The organism is Azohydromonas lata, assembly GCF_034427735.1.
Taxonomy (GTDB): domain Bacteria; phylum Pseudomonadota; class Gammaproteobacteria; order Burkholderiales; family Burkholderiaceae_C; genus Azohydromonas; species Azohydromonas lata.
In genome coordinates, this window is the sequence record NZ_JAXOJX010000005.1 from 93,373 (window position 1) to 109,765 (window position 16,393).

Consider the following 16,393-nt stretch of genomic DNA (forward strand, 5'->3'; position numbering starts at 1 on the left):
CGCCCGCCTCAGCGCCGCAGCCCGTGGCGCTGGTGCCACTCGGCCAGCGACTCGTCGGGGTACTCGTCGAAGCGCGCGTCCTGCGGCTGCACGCTGGCCTCCACCCAGGCCGGCTTGGAGCCCAGCATCATGTGCGTGGACGACGGCGGCACGGGCAGCGGCGTGTCCACGGCCCCGGCGTGCGGGTGCACCAAGTCCGGCCAGGTCGGGTCCCACAGCCACAGCGCCGTGCCGCAGTGCTTGCAGAAGTGGCGCTCGCCGCTGCTGCGGCTGCCGTCCTCCATGCGGGCGCGGTAGACGCTCAGGTGCTCGCGCCCCTGCACCTGCAGCGTGGCCTTGTCCGCGCCCAGGTTGACGGCAAAGCCGCCCGTGCCCGCCGTCTTGCGGCAGATGGAGCAATAGCAGCGCATGAACGGTACGGGCTCGTGCGACTCGACCGAGAAACGCACGGCGCCGCAATGGCAGGAACCTTGGAGATGCATGTCAAACCGCTCCCGGGGTGAAACGGCGGCGCGCCGCCCAAAGCCGCCACCTTGTACCGGCGAGGCACGCCGCATGGTCCAAGGCGGCACCCCATGTGTATCCAGCGGTGAGGTCAGGCGCGGCCGATCAGGACCGCTCGGCGCTTTCGAACATGCGGGCGGCACGGCGGCGGATCTCGTCTTCCGGCACGTCCTCGACATGGGTGGCGATGTGCCACTTGTGGCCGAATGGGTCTTTCAGCGCGCCGCAGCGGTCGCCGTAGAACTGGTCGGCCACCGCCATGGTGAGCGTGGCGCCGGCGGCCACGGCGCGCTGGACGACGCCGTCCACGTCCTCCACGTAGAACATCAGGCTGCAAGGCGAGCGGCCCAACGTGGACGGGCTGTAGGCCTGCCACTGCGGCGCCTCGTCATGCAGCATGAGCACGCCCTGCCCCACGCGGATCTCCGCATGCATCACCGAGCCGTCAGGCGCCTGCAGCCGCATCACTTCCTGAGCGCCAAAAGCCTTTTTGTAGAACTCGATGGCCTGCGCCGCGCCCTTGACCGTCAGATAAGGCGTCACGGACAGGTAGCCCTCGGGAATCTTTCGCACCGGGTCAGCCATGGCTTGCATCCTTTCGGCGGGCCTTGAAAACCAAGCGCCCAACCGCGGGCCGCACCAGTGGCACGGCTGGAATACTGTATATACATACAGCATAGCAGGCACGACGACGGAATCAAGCCCTGCACACCGGCGTGCCCGACACACCCTTTTTGCCGCTCGGCGCGCGGCGAATCGGCGGCAGTGGCCTTGTCGGTATGGCGAAGGCCGCACGGCCGGGTATTTGAGTGAGGCCGGACTTTCGTCACCATCTATTTGCAGCTGGAGATGACGAGACCGTGGACCGACCCCGTGCGGCAGCCTCGCAAGGCATCAGGCGGAGAATTACCCGCCATGCAGGTGACAGGCTCAAACCCGGGTGGGACTCATCCCCCGGGGGCCTTGATACCAAATGCGATTTTGTTGCCGCCGGCAACAGCCGGCCCGTGGCAGGACAACGGGGTGATTCAAGGCTGCGGCATTCGCAGTTCCTGGCCGCAAATCCGGCTTATGCCGAAGAGTTCCGGTATGCCGTTACACAGTGATGAAGCCAGTCACACGATGAACCGCCTGTAGCCGGCTTGCCGAACCGGTTGCAGCCGTGATTTCCGTAACGATTCGCTGATGCGCAGGCCACGGAAAAAGCCTTCCCCTCTGATATGGGCAGGTTGGGCTGCAAATGCTTGCATCTGGCCGGCATCCCGCGGTTGACACGTTGAAAGACCGATCCGGACCACCGTGCCGCACCGCGGCTACAAGCCGACCCATATGGAATTGCGAAATTGTGCCTGCCCCACCGTCAAGGCCTGTTGGCGCCCGAATGCCGGACCGGCTTCAGGATTTTTTGCCGGCTCTTTGGCGGCGCACAGTCAGCACCGGAAGACCACCCGGGGAAAACCCAGAACTTTTCGAAGCGCGGAGGACGGATTTAAGGCTTGTATAAGTCTTGCAGAGGTGCTTGCCTGGAGAAGGCCGGGCCGCCAGCCGCGGAAAAATGCTGCACCGCAATATGGCGCAGGACTGCAGGAAAATCGCCGGTCGCTCTGATGAGCCCGCTTCAATGGCGCAAAAGTTGCCAGGCCGTGGATTGCCGTTCCGTCGTGGAGCCCAGGGAAGATGGGACATCCGAAGATTCGTCGCGGCCCAGTGCATTTGTTGCACCTTCAATCCAGCCGCCGAACCAATCCAGCGCCTCGAACGAACCATGCGTGTATGGGCAGTTGCCGGCGAAAACTTCGCCGGCCATGAAGCCGGCCGTCCAGGCCCTTGTATCCATGCGGCGCATGGGTTTCCTCCGCGTCCTTGCTGCTGGCGTGCAAGCTGCCCGGAATTGGGATGCGCGACGCTTCGCCTCCCCCGTGCATCCCTTGCCGCACGCGTTGCCAACAAGTATCGGGAGGTAGCCGATCGTTCTGAGCTGAAGCCGTTGTTAATGTGTGACGTTCTGTGCTGCCCGCGTTGCAAACGCTTATGGGTCCGCGCCTAGCAGCCGCCACGGATCGGATCAAGCTGAATGCTCAAAACTCCGGCACGAACATTTCGCCACAGTGCTCCCGGCTTTAAGGTTGGCGTGAAGAACTTCACAAAAGGCGCAACCCTCACCGGCTCGGCGAAAGTTTTCTTCCCGGGCGTTTAAATCCGGAAAAACATCGTTTTGCTTACAAATTGTTTCCAATATCCGGACTTGCGGTGGACAGGTCCCCTCTGAGGCTGCTGTGTGCCTCTCCAGAAACAGGGGAGGGTCGGGGAGCCAGTTTGTTGCCGATGACGGTCGAACAGGCCGGCACGGAATCGGCAGAAAGTGCTGCGGTATTTGAATCAAGAATGATGGCTCAATGGTGTCCGACCTTTAAGCCGCCTGTGCGACGAATTCATCCACTGCGAAGGCGCAGGGCAAATCACGCGCGCCCCGCGTCTCGGCATGCGGCCGGTCTTGGTAATGCGCGGGAAGCACGGCTGATGCCGGACAAGTTTCCTCACGCAGCTTGTGGAATCGGCGCATTCCGAAATGGGACCGGCATGGGCGACGGGCAGGCAATACGACCGCAGCGTGTCTTTGTCACGGCATGATTCTTTTCATGGGCCTGTGACACACAGCGGCAAACCCTGTACTTGCTGAATGCGCCAGGGTCAGCCAAGGCCGTATTCACGGTGGACCTCAAAGAGGGCCGGGAACTGAAATCAGGCACCGCTGCCATGCCCTGCGCTCACGCTTGAAATTCAGTTGGAAATCCCCGCTTTCCCGGCACGGCTTGCAGCAACTGCGTGCCGGCTTCTCGCCTTCCAAACATGGCGGCAACCCACCCAACCCGCCCCAGGCCGACTCGGGAACCCGGATTCATACTCAGGTCCTGCGGAGATCGGCACCGTCCAGGAATCGGGTATGTGCCCATCGTTGTAAGTGAAGGCAGGTTCTCACCAATGCAATCAATGCAGATGCGCTGAAAATTTTTTGATGCAGCGGCTTCGTAGTTAGCGCAGTTGTGGCATTATTCGTTCCGCGCAATGCCGAACCGAACATACCGGCCTCCAGGAGTTCTCCAAAGTCCCCGGCAGGTTTCGCAACCCGCCGGCAACATGGTAAGTACTCGGTACGTCGAGTTACGGTGAAGGCAAGTCGCTACAGATCAGAAATGTCCAAGACATTCACCTAAGGTGCAAAGCGTATGGCAAACATCCAAGACCTTCTGAAGCAGCGCGAAGACCTCGAGCGTCAGATCAAGCAACTGCAAGAGAATTCGCGCTCTGAAGCGATCAACACCATCAAGGAATTGATGGCTCAGAACAACCTGAGCGTCGAAGACCTGACCAGCAATGCTCGCGGCAGCAAAAAGGGCGAAACCGGTGGCAAAACCGGCACCGTCGCCCCCAAGTATCAGGATCCGGCCTCCGGCAAGACCTGGACTGGTCGCGGCCTGAAGCCGAAGTGGGTTACCGAAGCCCTGGAAAGCGGCAAGTCGCTGGACGATCTGGCCATCAAGGCCTGATCCAGGTTTCAATCCTGAATCACCCGCGGTCCCACACCGGCCGCGTTATCAGCCCCGCCTCGTGCGGGGCTTTTTGCTTTGATAGCTCAAACGCTTGCGCCGCCATGGCCTGCGAATTCTGGGGATTTGCGGAATATGGCAGGCCGCAGCAAATCGGTCTTGGCGGCTTTCGATTCAAGCAGCACAACCGTAAATGGCCGCCGCCGGGCCTTTGAAACGGCCAACCCGGTAGCTCAGGCATTTTTCAGGTTGCCTAATCCCGGCAGCCGGAAAATGCGCGGGGGCCGTGCCGCCGTGGGCGTTGCTGAACGCTTTCAAGCGCTTTCGTGCGCCTGGGCCTCAAGGGCCTGCCGCGCAGGCGGGCCTTGAGGCGAAAACGAGACATCGGGCACGGCCGGCGGTGTTGCCCCCTGCGAAAATATCCAGTCGTCGGCAGTGGGCCGGCGGCGCGTGGAAGAACGGGTTACGGAGGTCGGCCACATGAGCGCCGAAATCGGCACGGGTTTGATGGTGCTCCATGGCAACCGGCTTGAAATGCTCAAGGAGACGGTGGTCAGTTGGCTGCAGAGCCAGCCGCTGGCGCCGCTGGAGGCAGAGGTCTTTCTCGTCCAGAGCAACGGCGTGGCCGAGTGGCTGAAGATGGCCCTGGCCCAAGCACAAGGCGTGTGCGCCGCGGCGCGGGTGGAGCTGCCCGCGCGCTTTCTCTGGCGCAGCTACCGCCAGGTGCTGGGCCGCCAAAGCGTGCCGGCGCAGTCGCCGCTGGACGAGATTCCCCTCACCTGGCGCCTCATGCGGCTGCTGCCGCGCCAGCTCGAACGCCCCGAGTTCGCCCCGCTGGCGCGCTTTCTGGACGGCGGCGACGTGGGCCGGCGCCTGCAGCTCGCGCGCCGCCTGGCCGACCTGTACGACCAGTACCAGGTGCACCGCGCCGACTGGCTGGAAATCTGGGGCGCCGGGCGCGACCAGCTCCAGCGCGCCGACGGCGAGCTCGTCGCCGTGCCGGACGAGCAGCGCTGGCAAAGCGCCCTCTGGCGCGAGCTGCTGCAGGAGCTGACGGACGAGGAGCGCCTGGCCGTGCGCCCGCACATCCACCGCCGCTTCCTGGCCGCGCTGCAAAGCGGCCAGGCGCCGCGCAGCCCCGTGGCGCGCCGCGTGGTGGTGTTCGGCCTGTCGCAGCTGCCCATGCAGATGCTCGAAGCCCTCTCCGCGCTCTCGCGCCACACGCAGGTGCTGCTGGCGGTCGTGAACCCCTGCCAGTACCACTGGGCCGACATCATCGACGGGCGCGAGCTGCTGCAGCTGCAGCGCCGGCGCTTCCAATGCCGCGGCGAGCGCGAGCTGGCCGCCGTGTCGCTGGAGGAGATGCACGCGCACTCCCACCAGTTGCTGGCCGCCTGGGGCCGCCAGGGCCGCGACTTCGTCCGCCAGCTCGACGCCTTCGACGACCACGCGCTGGGCCGCGAAACCACCCTGCCGCGCATCGACCTGTTCGACGCCGGCGACGGCGCCCCCGGCTCCCTGCTCACCCAGGTGCAGGCCGCCATACGCGACTTGCTGCCCACCGCCGAGCACCCGCGCCGCGGCGTGGCCGAGGGTGACCGCTCCATCGTCTTTCACGTCGCCCACAGCGCGCAGCGCGAGGTGGAGGTGCTGCACGACGCGCTGCTGCAACTGCTGGCCGAGCCGCCGGGCGGCGGGCCGCTGCGCCCGCGCGACATCCTGGTCATGGTCCCGGACATCGACCGCTTCGCGCCCAACATCCGCGCCGTCTTCGGCCAGTACGGCGCGGGCGACGCGCGCCACATCCCCTACGGCATCGCCGACCTGCAGCAGCGCGGCCACGTCCCGCTGTTCGTGGCCCTGGAGTGGCTGCTGAGGCTGCCGCGCCAGCGCTGCCGGCTCACCGAGGTGCGCGACCTGCTGGACGTGCCCGCCCTGGCCCGCCGCTTCGACGTCACCGAGGACGAGCTGCCCCGCATCGGCCAATGGTTGACAGGCGCCGGCGTGCGCTGGGGCCTGGACGCCGGGCACCGCGCCGCGCTGGGCCTTGAGGCCTGCGGCAGCCAGAACACCTGGGTGTTCGGCCTGCGCCGCATGCTGCTGGGCTACGCCGCGGGCGAGGGCGCGGCCTGGGACGAGATCGAGGCCTACGGCGAGGTCGGCGGCCTGGAGGCGGCCGTGGCGGGCTCGCTGGCCGTGCTGGTCGATGAGCTGCACCGCTGGCACGAGCTGGCCGCGGCCGACGCCACGCCGCTGCAATGGGCCGAGCACGCGAGGAAGCTGCTCGACACGTTCTTCGACCCGTCGGACGAGGCCGAGCGCCGGCAGCTCGGCCTGGCGCAGGAAGCGCTGCAGGGCTGGCTGGAAGCCTGCCAGGCCGCGAGCTTCGAGGAGGCCGTGCCGCTGGAAGTGCTGCGCGAGGGCTGGCTCACCGGCCTGGACGAGCCCACGCTGCGCCGCCGCTTCCTGGACGGCGGCGTCACCTTCTGCACCCTCATGCCCATGCGCGCCATCCCGTTCGAGGTGGTGTGCCTGCTGGGCATGAACGACGGCGACTACCCGCGCCGCACCCACCGCGCCGACTTCGACCTCATGGCCCTGCCCGGCCAGCGCCGCCCCGGCGACCGCTCGCGCCGCGACGACGACCGCTACCTCATGCTGGAGGCGCTGCTGTCCGCGCGCCGCAAGCTCTACGTGAGCTGGAGCGGGCGCAGCGTGCGCGACAACAGCGAGCAGCCGCCCTCGGTGCTCATTGCCCAGTTGCGCGACTACCTGGATGCCGGCTGGGGCGAACACACGGCGCGCCAGCTCACCGTGGAGCACCCGCTGCAGCCCTTCAGCCGCCGCTACTTCGAGGCCAGCCCGCACGGCCTGCGCACGTGGGCGCGCGAGTGGCGCGCCGCGCACCATGCCGGCGAGGCGGCAGCGGGGGCGGCCATGGGAACGGCACAAGGGACGGCGGAAGGGGCGGCAGCGGGGACCGCGGCGCCGGGTCTGGAGGCCGAGTCTCCAGTGCTCACCGTCTCGCGCCTGGCCGCCTTCGTGAAGAACCCGGTGTCGGAGTACTTCCTGCGCCGCCTGAACGTGAATTTCAAGGAGGCCGAGTCCGCCAGCGAGGACGACGAGCCCTTCGGCGTCAACGGCCTGGAGGCCTGGACGCTCATCAGCGAGCTGCTGGCCGACGCCCACCACTGCACGGCCGCGGACATCGCCCGCCGCGCCCAGCGCATCCAGCGCAGCGGCCGCCTGCCCATGAACGCCCTGGGCGAGCGCCAGCGCGACGAGCTGCTGCGCCCCGCGCAGTGGATGCACCGGCAGTGGCTGCACCTGCAGCGCGAACACGCGCAGGCCGCGCCCAAGGAGGCGCTGAGCTTCGAGCACGACGGCGTGCGCCTGGAGGACTGGCTGACCGAGCTGCGCGCGGGCAGCGGCGGCCCGCTGCAGTTGCGCTTGTCGCCCAGCGTGCTGCAAAAAAAAGGCGCGGCGCGGGCCGACAAGCTCGTGGACGACTGGGTGCGCCAGCTCGTGGCCAGCGCCTGCGGCGTGCCGCTGCTTGGGCGCATCGTCTCGCGCGACGCCGTGCTGGCGCTGCAGCCGCTGCCGCAGGCCGAGGCCGCCGAGACCCTGCGCGTGCTGCTGTCGCTGTGGCGGCTGGGCATGCAGGCGCCGCTGCCCCTGGCCTGCCGCACGGCGCTGGCCTTCGTGGCCGAGAACAAGCCGGACAAGGCGGCCGAGGTGTACGAGGGCGGCGGCTTCAGCCCCGTGGCGCCTGAAGGCCACGAGCCCTGCCTGGCGCGCCTGTACCCCGACTTCGAAACGCTGGCGCAGGACGGCCGCTTCGCCGACCTTGCCCCGCAGCTCTACGGCCCGCTGGCCGCCTGGGCCCGCACCGGCGTGAGCGTGCTGCGCAATGACGACGGCGCCGCCGGGGAAGATGGCGATGAGTGAGCTGCTGGACGCCCTGCGGCTGCCCCTGTGGGGCAGCCGCCTCATAGAAGCCAGCGCCGGCACGGGCAAGACCTACACCATCGCCGCGCTCTACCTGCGCCTGGTGCTGGGCCACGGCTCCGGGGACGGCGCTTTCGGCCGGGCGCTGCTGCCCTCGGAAATCCTGGTCATGACCTTCACGCGCGCGGCCACGCGCGAGCTGTCGGACCGCATACGCGCGCGGCTGCTGGAGGCCGCGCGCTGCTTTCGCGGCGAGCTGCAGCCCAAGGACGGCGACGCGCTGCTCAACGAGCTGCTCGGGGCCTACCCCGAAGGCCCCGAGCGCACCCGCGCCGCCTGGCGCCTGGCCTGCGCCGCCGAGGCCATGGACGACGCGGCCGTCCACACCATAGACGCCTGGTGCCAGCGCATGCTGCGCGAGCACGCCTTCGACAGCCGCAACCTCTTCGACGAGGAGCTGCTGGCCGACGAGCGCAAGCTGCAGGACGAGGCCGTGCGCGACTACTGGCGCCAGCACGTCTACGCCCTGGACCACGCCGCGCTGGACGCCGTGCTGGCGCTGTGGCCGGACGTGGCGGCGCTGCAGTCCGACGTGGCGGCGCTGATCCCGCGCCTGGATGCGGGCGAAACCACCCTGCCCACCCTTGCCGAGCTTTGTGCCCGCGTGTTGGGCGAGCAGGCCCGCCAGCTCCAGCGGCTCAAGCAAGGCTGGCCTGAGCGCATCCGTGAGCTGCGCGAATGGTTTGCCGTCGAAATGGCGCGCAAGGCCTGCATGCTCAACCGCGTCAAGATCAAGCCGGCGTCGATAGAGAGCTGGCTCAGCCAGTTGGAGGCCTGGGCTCAGGAGCCCCTGAAGGTGGACATCGGCCTGACCGAGGCCGGGCAGCGCCGCCTCACGCGCGCCGGCATGGAGGACGCTTCCAAGCCGGGCCTGGAACTGCCGGACCACTTCGAAGCCCTCGACCGGCTCTTCGAGGCGCTGGCCGCGCTGCCGGACGTGAAGGCGCAACTGCGCCAGCACGCCGCGCGCTGCATCGCGCGGCGCCTGGCCGAGCTCAAGACGCTGGCCGGCACCTACGGCTTTGCCGACATGCTCACGCGGCTGGACAAGGCGCTGCACGACGAGGCCGCGGGCGAGCGGCTGCGCCAGCGCATCCTGCAGCAGTACCCGGTGGCGCTGGTGGACGAGTTCCAGGACACCTCGCCGCTGCAATACCGCATCTTCGAGCGCCTCTACCGCACGGCCGACTGCGGCCGCGACAGCGCGCTGCTGCTCATCGGCGACCCCAAGCAGTCCATCTATGCCTTCCGCGGCGCCGACATCCACAGCTACCTGGGTGCGCGGCGCGCCACCGCGGGGCGGCACTACGTGCTGGGCACCAACCACCGCTCCACGCAGACGCTGGTGCGGGCGGTCAATCAGCTCTTCCAACAGGCCGAGGCGCGGGCCGGGGGTGCGGGCGCCTTCCTCTTTCGCAGCGCGCAGGACGACCCGCTGCCCTTCCAGGCCGTGGACGCCCAGGGACGCCCCGAGCGTTTCGTGTGCGCGGCGGGCGAGGTGCCGGCGCTGTCGCTGTGCGTGGACGCGGTGCTGGACAACGCCGACAGCCACCGCCGCCGCGCGGCCGAGCGCTGCGCCGAGCGCATCGCCACGCTGCTCAACGACGCGCAGGCCGGTTTCCGGCATCCCCAGGACGGTTTCACGCGGCTGAGCCCGGCCGACATCGCCGTGCTGGTGCGCACGGGGCTGGAGGCCGAAGGCGTGCGGCGCGAGCTGCGCCGGCGCGACATCGCCTCGGTCTACCTCTCGGACAAGGACTCCGTGTTTGCCGGCGCCGAGGCGCGCGACCTGCTGCGCTGGCTGCGCGCCGTGGCCACGCCGCTGGACATGCGGCTGGCGCGCGCGGCCTGGGCCACCGCGCTCATCGGCCTGCCGCTGGCCGAGCTGGCCCGGCTTGCCGCCGACGACGAGGCCTGGGAGCTGCGCCTGGAGCTGCTGCGCGAGCTGCGCGCCGTGTGGGAGCGCCAGGGCGTGCTGACCATGCTGCGCCAGACCCTGCACCGCCTGGCGCTGCCCGCGCGCTGGCTTTCGGAGGCCGAGGGCGAGCGGCGGCTGACCAACGTGCTGCACATCGCCGAGCTGCTGCAGGCCGCCAGCGCCCAGCTCGACGGTGAACAGGCCCTGGTGCGCTGGTTCACCGAGCAGATCGACAACGAGGACACGGCCGAGGGCGACGAGCGCATCGTCCGGCTGGAGAGCGACGCCGACCTGGTCAAGGTCGTCACCATCCACAAGTCCAAGGGCCTGGAGTACCCGCTGGTGTTCCTGCCCTTCCCCTGCGACTTCCGCGCCGTGGAGAAGAAGGGCCGCAGCTTCATCGAGGTGGCAGCCGAGGACGGCACGCGGCAGCTCTCCTTCAACCTGGATACGGAACTGCTGGAGCAGGCCGACCGCGACCGGCTGCGCGAGGATTTGCGGCTGCTCTACGTCGCGCTCACCCGCGCCCGCCACGCGCTGTGGGTGGGCGTGGCGGCCCTCAAGAAGGGGCAGGTGAAAAGCTGCGTGATGCACAAGAGCGCGCTTGGGCAGCTCATAAGCGGGGGCGAGGCCATCAGCGAAAGCGCGCTGCTGGAAAAGCTGAGAGCCGCCTGCGGCGACGGCGGTGGCTTTGAATTGCTGGAAGCCCCGCCGAGCTGCGGCGTGACCCTGCTGCTGCCCCGCGACGACGCCCCTGCCCTGCAGCCCGGCGCCGACTACGCCGCCCGCTTCGAGCGCGACTGGACGATTGGAAGCTTCAGCAAACTCGTGAAGCATCTGGCGGCGCCGCCGCTGGAGCGGCTGGAGGAGGCGCCGGCGCGCGAGAGCGACGAGTTCGAGCCCGCTGCGCTGGTGCTGCCCCCCGCGGCCGGCCAGGCCTGGCACCGCTTCCCGCGGGGCTCCTTCGCCGGCAATTTCCTGCACGACCAGCTGGAGTGGCTGGCCGGCGAGGATTTCGCGCTGCGCGACAACGAGGCGCTGCAGTCGCAATTGCGCCGCCGCTGCGAACGCCAGGGCTGGAGCAACCGCGCCGACGAGGTGCTGCAGTGGCTGTCGCAGGCCGTGGACGTGGAGCTGCCCGGCCTGGGCGTTTCCTTGTCGGGGCTGCGCGGCACGCTGCCGGAGATGGAGTTCTGGCTGCCCAGCGAAGGCTTGTCGGCGGCGGACGTGGATGCCCTGTGTGCAAGGCACCTGATGCCGGGGCGCGAGCGCCCTGCCCTGCCGCAGCGCCGCCTGCGCGGCATGCTCATGGGCTTTGCCGACCTGGTGTTCGAGCATGAGGGCCGCTACTGGGTGCTGGACTACAAGTCCAACGCCCTGGGCCCAACGGACGCGGCCTACACGCAGGCCGCCATGGAAGGCGCGATGGCCGCGCACCGCTACGACGTGCAGGCCGCCCTGTACCTGCTGGCGCTGCACCGCCAGTTGCGCGCGCGGCTGGGTGAGGCCTACGACCCGGCCGAGCACTTGGGCGGGGCGGTGTACTTCTTCCTGCGCGGCATTGGGCACCCGCAGCGCGGCTGCCTGCTGGTGGAGCCCGACCTGGCGCTGCTGGACGGGCTGGATGCGGCGCTGGCGATGGCCGAAGAGGAGTCGCGGGCATGAAAGCGCGCAAGGACCTGGACACGCTGGACTGGATAGAAGCCATGGACCGCCTCACCTCGGCCGAGCTGCTGGAGGCGCTGCAGGGCTGGACGCAGTCCGGCTGGCTGCGCCACCTGGACGCCGCCATGGCGCGCTTTGCCGCCACGCTGGTGCCGGACGCCCCGCCCATCGCGCTGCTGTGCTCGGCGCTGGTGGCCCACATGGAAAGCCGCGGCCACAGTTGCCTGCTGGTCGATGAGCTGCACGCCCGCCCGCACGAGCTGCTGGGCTGGACGGCCGAGCCGCGCCAGGCCTGGGACGCGTTGAAACCCCGGCTGCCCGCCGCGCTGGACGACTGGCTCGCGGCGCTGCGCGGCTGCGCCCTGGTGCAGCTTGCTCCCTGCGGCCTGGCCGGGCCCGGCGCCCACCTGCCCAGCGCCGAGGGTTCAACGGCCCCGCTGGTGCTGTGCGGCACGCGGCTGTACCTGCGCCGCTACTGGGCCTACGAGCAACGCGTGGCCACGCAGGTGCGCGAGCGCGGCGCGCTGCGCGAAGCAGTGGACACCGCCGCGGTGAAGGCCTGGTTGGAGAAGCTCTTTGCCCCGGCTGAAGGCCAGAAGCCGGCCAAGGGACCGGACTGGCAGAAGGTGGCCTGCGCGGTGGCGCTGCGCGGGCGCCTGTCGGTGATCACCGGCGGTCCGGGTACGGGCAAGACCTACACCGTGGCGCGCTTGCTGGCGCTGCTGCTGGCCACCTCGCCCGCGCCGGAGCGGCTGCGCATCGCGCTGGCCGCGCCCACCGGCAAGGCAGCGGCGAGGCTGAAACAGTCGATCGAAAGCTCGCTGCAGGCACTGGCCGAGCGCCTGGGCGACGGGCTGGACCTGGCCGCGCTGACCGCCCGCATGGGCGCGGCGCGCACGCTGCACGGCCTCCTGGGCGGGCGGCACGACACGCGCCGCTTCCAGCACGACGCCGCGCACCCGCTGGACGTGGACGTGCTCATCGTGGACGAGGCCTCCATGGTCCACCTGGAGATGATGGCCTCGCTGCTGGACGCGCTGCCACAGTCCGCCCGCGTGGTGCTGTTGGGGGACAAGGACCAGTTGGCGTCCGTGGAGGCCGGCGCGGTGCTCGGCGACCTGTGCGGCGAGGCACAAAAAGGCCAATACGGCGAAGACGCCTGCGCCTACGTTGCCGACACCTGCGGCGAGGAGATTCCGGGCGCCTTCCGCCACGTGAACGGCCCTGCGCTGGCGCAGCAGACGGTGATGCTGCGCGAGAGCCGGCGCTTCGGCGGGCCCATAGGCAAGCTGGCCCAGGCCGTGAACGAGGGCAACGTGGCGGGCGCGCAGCGCGTGCTGCGCGACGAGCGCAGCCCCGAGGCGGCGTGGCTGGAAGCGGCCTCGCCCGCCGCCGTGGTGCGCATCGCGCTGGAAGGCCGCCCCGGGGCCCCGGGCTGCAGCGCGCACTACCTGCACGCGCTGCACCGCCGCCCCGAAGGCGGGGACGAAGCCGCGCACGCCGCTTGGGCCGTGGAAGTGCTGACGGCATTCGAGCGCTTTCGTGTGCTGTGCGCCGTGCGCGAGGGCGACTGGGGCGTGCAGGGCTTCAACGAGGCGATAGAAGCCGGCCTGGTGCGCGCCGGGCTGCTGAAGAAGACCGGCGAGTGGTACGAGGGCCGGCCGGTGATGGTCACGCGCAACCAGGCGGCGCTGGGCGTTTTCAACGGCGACATCGGCATCGCACTGCGCCCGGCCGGCGGCGGTTCGCTGCGGCTGTACTTCCTGGAGGGGCCGCAGTTGCGCTCGGTGCTGGCCAGCCGCCTGGCCGACGTGGAGACCGCTTTCGCGCTGACGGTGCACAAGTCGCAGGGCTCGGAGTTCGAGCACACCCTGCTGGCGCTGCCGGACCAGGCGTCCGCGCAGGTGCTGACGCGCGAGCTGGCCTACACGGGCATCACGCGCGCGCGCGCGGCCTTCACCCTGGTGTCACCGCAGCCGGGCGTGCTGGCAGCGGCCATAGAGAGGAAGACGAAGCGGGCCAGCGGGCTGCGGGAAGCGCTGCAGGGGTAGCCGGCAGGCCGACAAGTACACGCCGGGCAGCCCGGCGCCTCCTGGCTGAAGCACGAAGCCCGTTGCCGACGGCATCAGCCGGCACTGTGCCCAGAAGTTGGATTTCGTACTCGGCTGCCGCATCGGTGCCGGGTGTTGATACCCGCCAAGACGATTTCTCCTTCAAGCCGCAGTGCAGCTGCCCTAAGGTTGCCGGTGCCCCGAGCCAGCCTCGTTGCCGTGGTGGCCCGCCGTGCGGGATGACGTTGCGCTCCCTGTTTTCCCTGATCAGCCCGCCGCCATGTCATCGCTATTTCGCTGCATTGATTGTCAACTCGTGATGTTGATAACTGTAATTATCAATACCTTCAAAAAACAGCGACAAATCAGCCGCTGCTCGAATGACCGGAAAGAAGATGCCAGCCTGACAAGGGCTTAAATGAAGCGGCCGGGCTGGATGTGAGGGACGTTAATCGTGCGCTGGTGGGAGTGCGGGTCATGGTTTGCCGGGGGCCTTGTGAGCTCGTCACGCCACGACGGCAGCGGCGTGCCTGGTTCCTGTGTGTGAGCCCCTGTCGTCGGAGGTCCGGCAGCCCAGAGCTTGTCGGGGCGGGTGCCTCCAGCAGCTCTCGCATGGCGCCCTGCTGCATACCGCAGCCCTGACCGAAAGAGCCCGCGTGGAAGGGGCTGGTTTAACTTGGGCGCTTGAGCGGCAGCCCGTTCTTGAGCCCGGGGTATTTCCGCGCAGCTCCATCGCTTGTGAAGCGGGCGCAAGCCCCATACGGCCTGCGCCCTGCCCTGTCCGGCCGCAGGCCGACTTGCACGGCCGTCGGACTCAGGCGGGTTCCATGCCGTTGGCGCGCTTGGCGTTTTCCGTTTGGTCGGAAACCAGGAACTCAAGGAAGGCGCGTACGGCCTGAGGCTGCTGCGAAGCCGTGGCCAGTCCCGCGGAGAAGATGGTGGTGACCTGCACGGCCGGCGGCAGCGGGCCCACCACGTCTATGCCTTGCAGATGGATGAGCTCGCTGAGTTGCTGGAAGCCCAGCTCCACCTCTCCCTTGGCCACCAGCGAGCCCACAGGCACACCGGGCGGCGCCTGGACGATGCGGTCCTTGATCTGATCGGCGATGCCCCAGCGCTCGAACTGCTTGACGAGCGCCACGCCGCTTGGGCCGGTCGAGTAGCTGAGGCTGCCTGCCGAGAGCACGGCTTGGCGCACGCCCTCCTCCGAGCTGATGTCCGGGTGCGGCGCGCCGGCCTGCACGGCCACGGCCACGCCGGATTTCACGAGATCGGTACGGCTGCCGGCCACGACTTTGCCGGCCTGGGTGAGCTGGTCGATGGCGTTGGACGCAAGGATGACCACGTCGAAGGCCTCACCGGCCTGCACGCGCTTGGCGGCGTCCACGCCGCCGACGGATTCGATGTCCACGGCTTGGCCGCTGAGGCGGCTGTACTGGGCCACGAGGTCGGCCAGCAGCTGCTTGGTGGCCATGGAGGAAATGATGCGCAGAGGGGTTGCCAAAGGAGCTCCTTATTTCTTGGGTCAAGGGGGACGGGCGCGGCAACGCACCCGCACGCGGGCGACATTATTTCGGCGTTTGCACGGCCGTCCCTACGGATTGCCCGCGGGGCAATGCGTTCAGTCCTGGCCTGGACGGGACGGACAAGCGGCCGGCGCCCGCCCCTGCCTGACTGAGCGGAGCAGCGGAAGACAGCTTGGGCCGGAGAACGCCGGACCAGGACGGTAAGCCCAGGCCTGGCGTGCGCGACCCTTTTGCGTGGACGGAGCGCTTGCCCCAATGCCTCCAACGCCCTGGATGCTCATGTGGGAAGTCGTCAATATGTTGACGCCGCAAAGGCAGCCCCGGAGGTTGTCGTCCGCCGTTCATGCACCTGCAGGGCGCCGCCCGAGTGTGGTACCAGACCACGCCCCGTGGTGCCCCGGCAGTGTGGTACGAGACCACACCCCACTGCCCACGGCCCGCGACATGCCGCTACAGGAGCAGCCGGCGAAATTGCATCCAGCGCGCAGCGGCCTGCGGCTCACGGCCGGTACAGGAGCTGGCAGATCCTCATGACAGCCATAACGCACTGGTGAGGCCTCTGCGCCCCAGGGCGCGCGCAGCCTATCTCCGGAAAGACGCGCATCCAAACGACTGCTGAACCAGGCACTCCGATCCCCGGTACACGGCCGGCGCAAGAACATCCCGAACAAAGGCGTGCACTGGCCAGCGCTCGTGCCGGCACTGGCAACGCGCGGGAGCCCAACCCGAAGCACACCCCTGCATGAGATACGTTCGCCGCCATAGCCAGTGCCGGCTTCGTCCCAAACGCTGGATCGGCAAGACGTCTGCACTGTGCTTGCAGCCGCGTGCCATGAGCGTCCGGGCGCGGCGGACTCGTTATCCAGGGTTCTGAAGAAGGTGGGTAGGAAGTGGTTGGGGGTACGCCAATGCTTCCGTCGAAACGGCGGCTCGGCGATGCAATGAGCCAGGGCCTCGTTCGACACTGGGTGTGGTACGAGACCACACCCCTCCCAGCGGCCGCCTGCGTGGAAGACCGACCGGCATACGCATGCTGCTCCTTTGCCGCCGTGGTACGGGACCACACCCCGCCGACGCCCCCTACCGCGCGGCCTGTGCCCCCCAAAAGCAAAGCGCCCGGTGCGTGGTACGGTACCCCACGCACCGGGCGCCGTGGGCGTCCCGGACCCGCTG

The 16,393-nt window shown here is 68.8% G+C and carries 8 protein-coding genes; 4 read left to right on the forward strand and 4 right to left on the reverse strand.

Features of this window, described 5'->3' with window-relative positions:
• Positions 1-8: 8 nt before the first annotated feature.
• From SM757_RS05560 to SM757_RS05570, 3 genes are all read right to left on the reverse strand, one after another.
• Positions 9-482: a GFA family protein gene (locus tag SM757_RS05560; protein ID WP_322464702.1), complete on the reverse strand. Its 474-nt coding sequence runs from the start codon at positions 480-482 to the stop codon at positions 9-11.
• Positions 483-609: 127 nt separating this feature from the next.
• Positions 610-1,089: a VOC family protein gene (locus SM757_RS05565; protein ID WP_322464703.1), complete on the reverse strand. Its 480-nt coding sequence runs from the start codon at positions 1,087-1,089 to the stop codon at positions 610-612.
• A 1,033-nt stretch (positions 1,090-2,122) separates the two neighbouring features.
• Positions 2,123-2,350: a hypothetical protein gene (locus SM757_RS05570; RefSeq protein WP_157119111.1), complete on the reverse strand. Its 228-nt coding sequence runs from the start codon at positions 2,348-2,350 to the stop codon at positions 2,123-2,125.
• 1,381 nt (positions 2,351-3,731) lie between these two features.
• On the opposite strand from SM757_RS05570, the gene SM757_RS05575 reads away from it, so the two are divergent.
• From SM757_RS05575 to recD, 4 genes are all read left to right on the forward strand, one after another.
• On the forward strand, positions 3,732-4,052 hold the full coding sequence (locus SM757_RS05575) for an H-NS histone family protein (RefSeq protein ID WP_066339298.1): 321 nt from the start codon (positions 3,732-3,734) through the stop codon (positions 4,050-4,052).
• Between the two features lie 480 nt (positions 4,053-4,532).
• Complete coding sequence (gene recC / locus SM757_RS05580; protein WP_322464704.1) at positions 4,533-8,000, forward strand: exodeoxyribonuclease V subunit gamma; 3,468 nt, start codon at positions 4,533-4,535, stop codon at positions 7,998-8,000.
• Positions 7,993-11,643, forward strand: coding sequence for an exodeoxyribonuclease V subunit beta (gene recB / locus SM757_RS05585; protein WP_322464705.1), 3,651 nt, complete (start codon positions 7,993-7,995; stop codon positions 11,641-11,643). Before recC ends, recB begins: the two co-directional genes overlap by 8 nt.
• Positions 11,640-13,694 carry an exodeoxyribonuclease V subunit alpha gene (gene recD / locus SM757_RS05590; RefSeq protein WP_322464706.1) on the forward strand — a complete coding sequence of 685 codons (2,055 nt, stop codon included), beginning with the start codon at positions 11,640-11,642 and terminating at the stop codon, positions 13,692-13,694. The genes recB and recD overlap by 4 nt, the downstream gene beginning before the upstream one ends.
• Positions 13,695-14,508: 814 nt before the next feature.
• Here recD and SM757_RS05595 read toward each other — a convergent pair.
• Complete coding sequence (locus SM757_RS05595; protein WP_322464707.1) at positions 14,509-15,198, reverse strand: substrate-binding domain-containing protein; 690 nt, start codon at positions 15,196-15,198, stop codon at positions 14,509-14,511.
• Positions 15,199-16,393 lie beyond the last annotated feature (1,195 nt).

Coding starts and splice junctions, on each gene's coding strand:
- SM757_RS05560 (WP_322464702.1), bottom strand. CDS start 482: ATGCATCTCCAAGGTTCCTGCCATTGCGGCGCCGTGCGTTTCTCGGTC.
- SM757_RS05565 (WP_322464703.1), bottom strand. CDS start 1,089: ATGGCTGACCCGGTGCGAAAGATTCCCGAGGGCTACCTGTCCGTGACG.
- SM757_RS05570 (WP_157119111.1), bottom strand. CDS start 2,350: ATGCGCCGCATGGATACAAGGGCCTGGACGGCCGGCTTCATGGCCGGC.
- SM757_RS05575 (WP_066339298.1), top strand. CDS start 3,732: ATGGCAAACATCCAAGACCTTCTGAAGCAGCGCGAAGACCTCGAGCGT.
- recC (WP_322464704.1), top strand. CDS start 4,533: ATGAGCGCCGAAATCGGCACGGGTTTGATGGTGCTCCATGGCAACCGG.
- recB (WP_322464705.1), top strand. CDS start 7,993: ATGAGTGAGCTGCTGGACGCCCTGCGGCTGCCCCTGTGGGGCAGCCGC.
- recD (WP_322464706.1), top strand. CDS start 11,640: ATGAAAGCGCGCAAGGACCTGGACACGCTGGACTGGATAGAAGCCATG.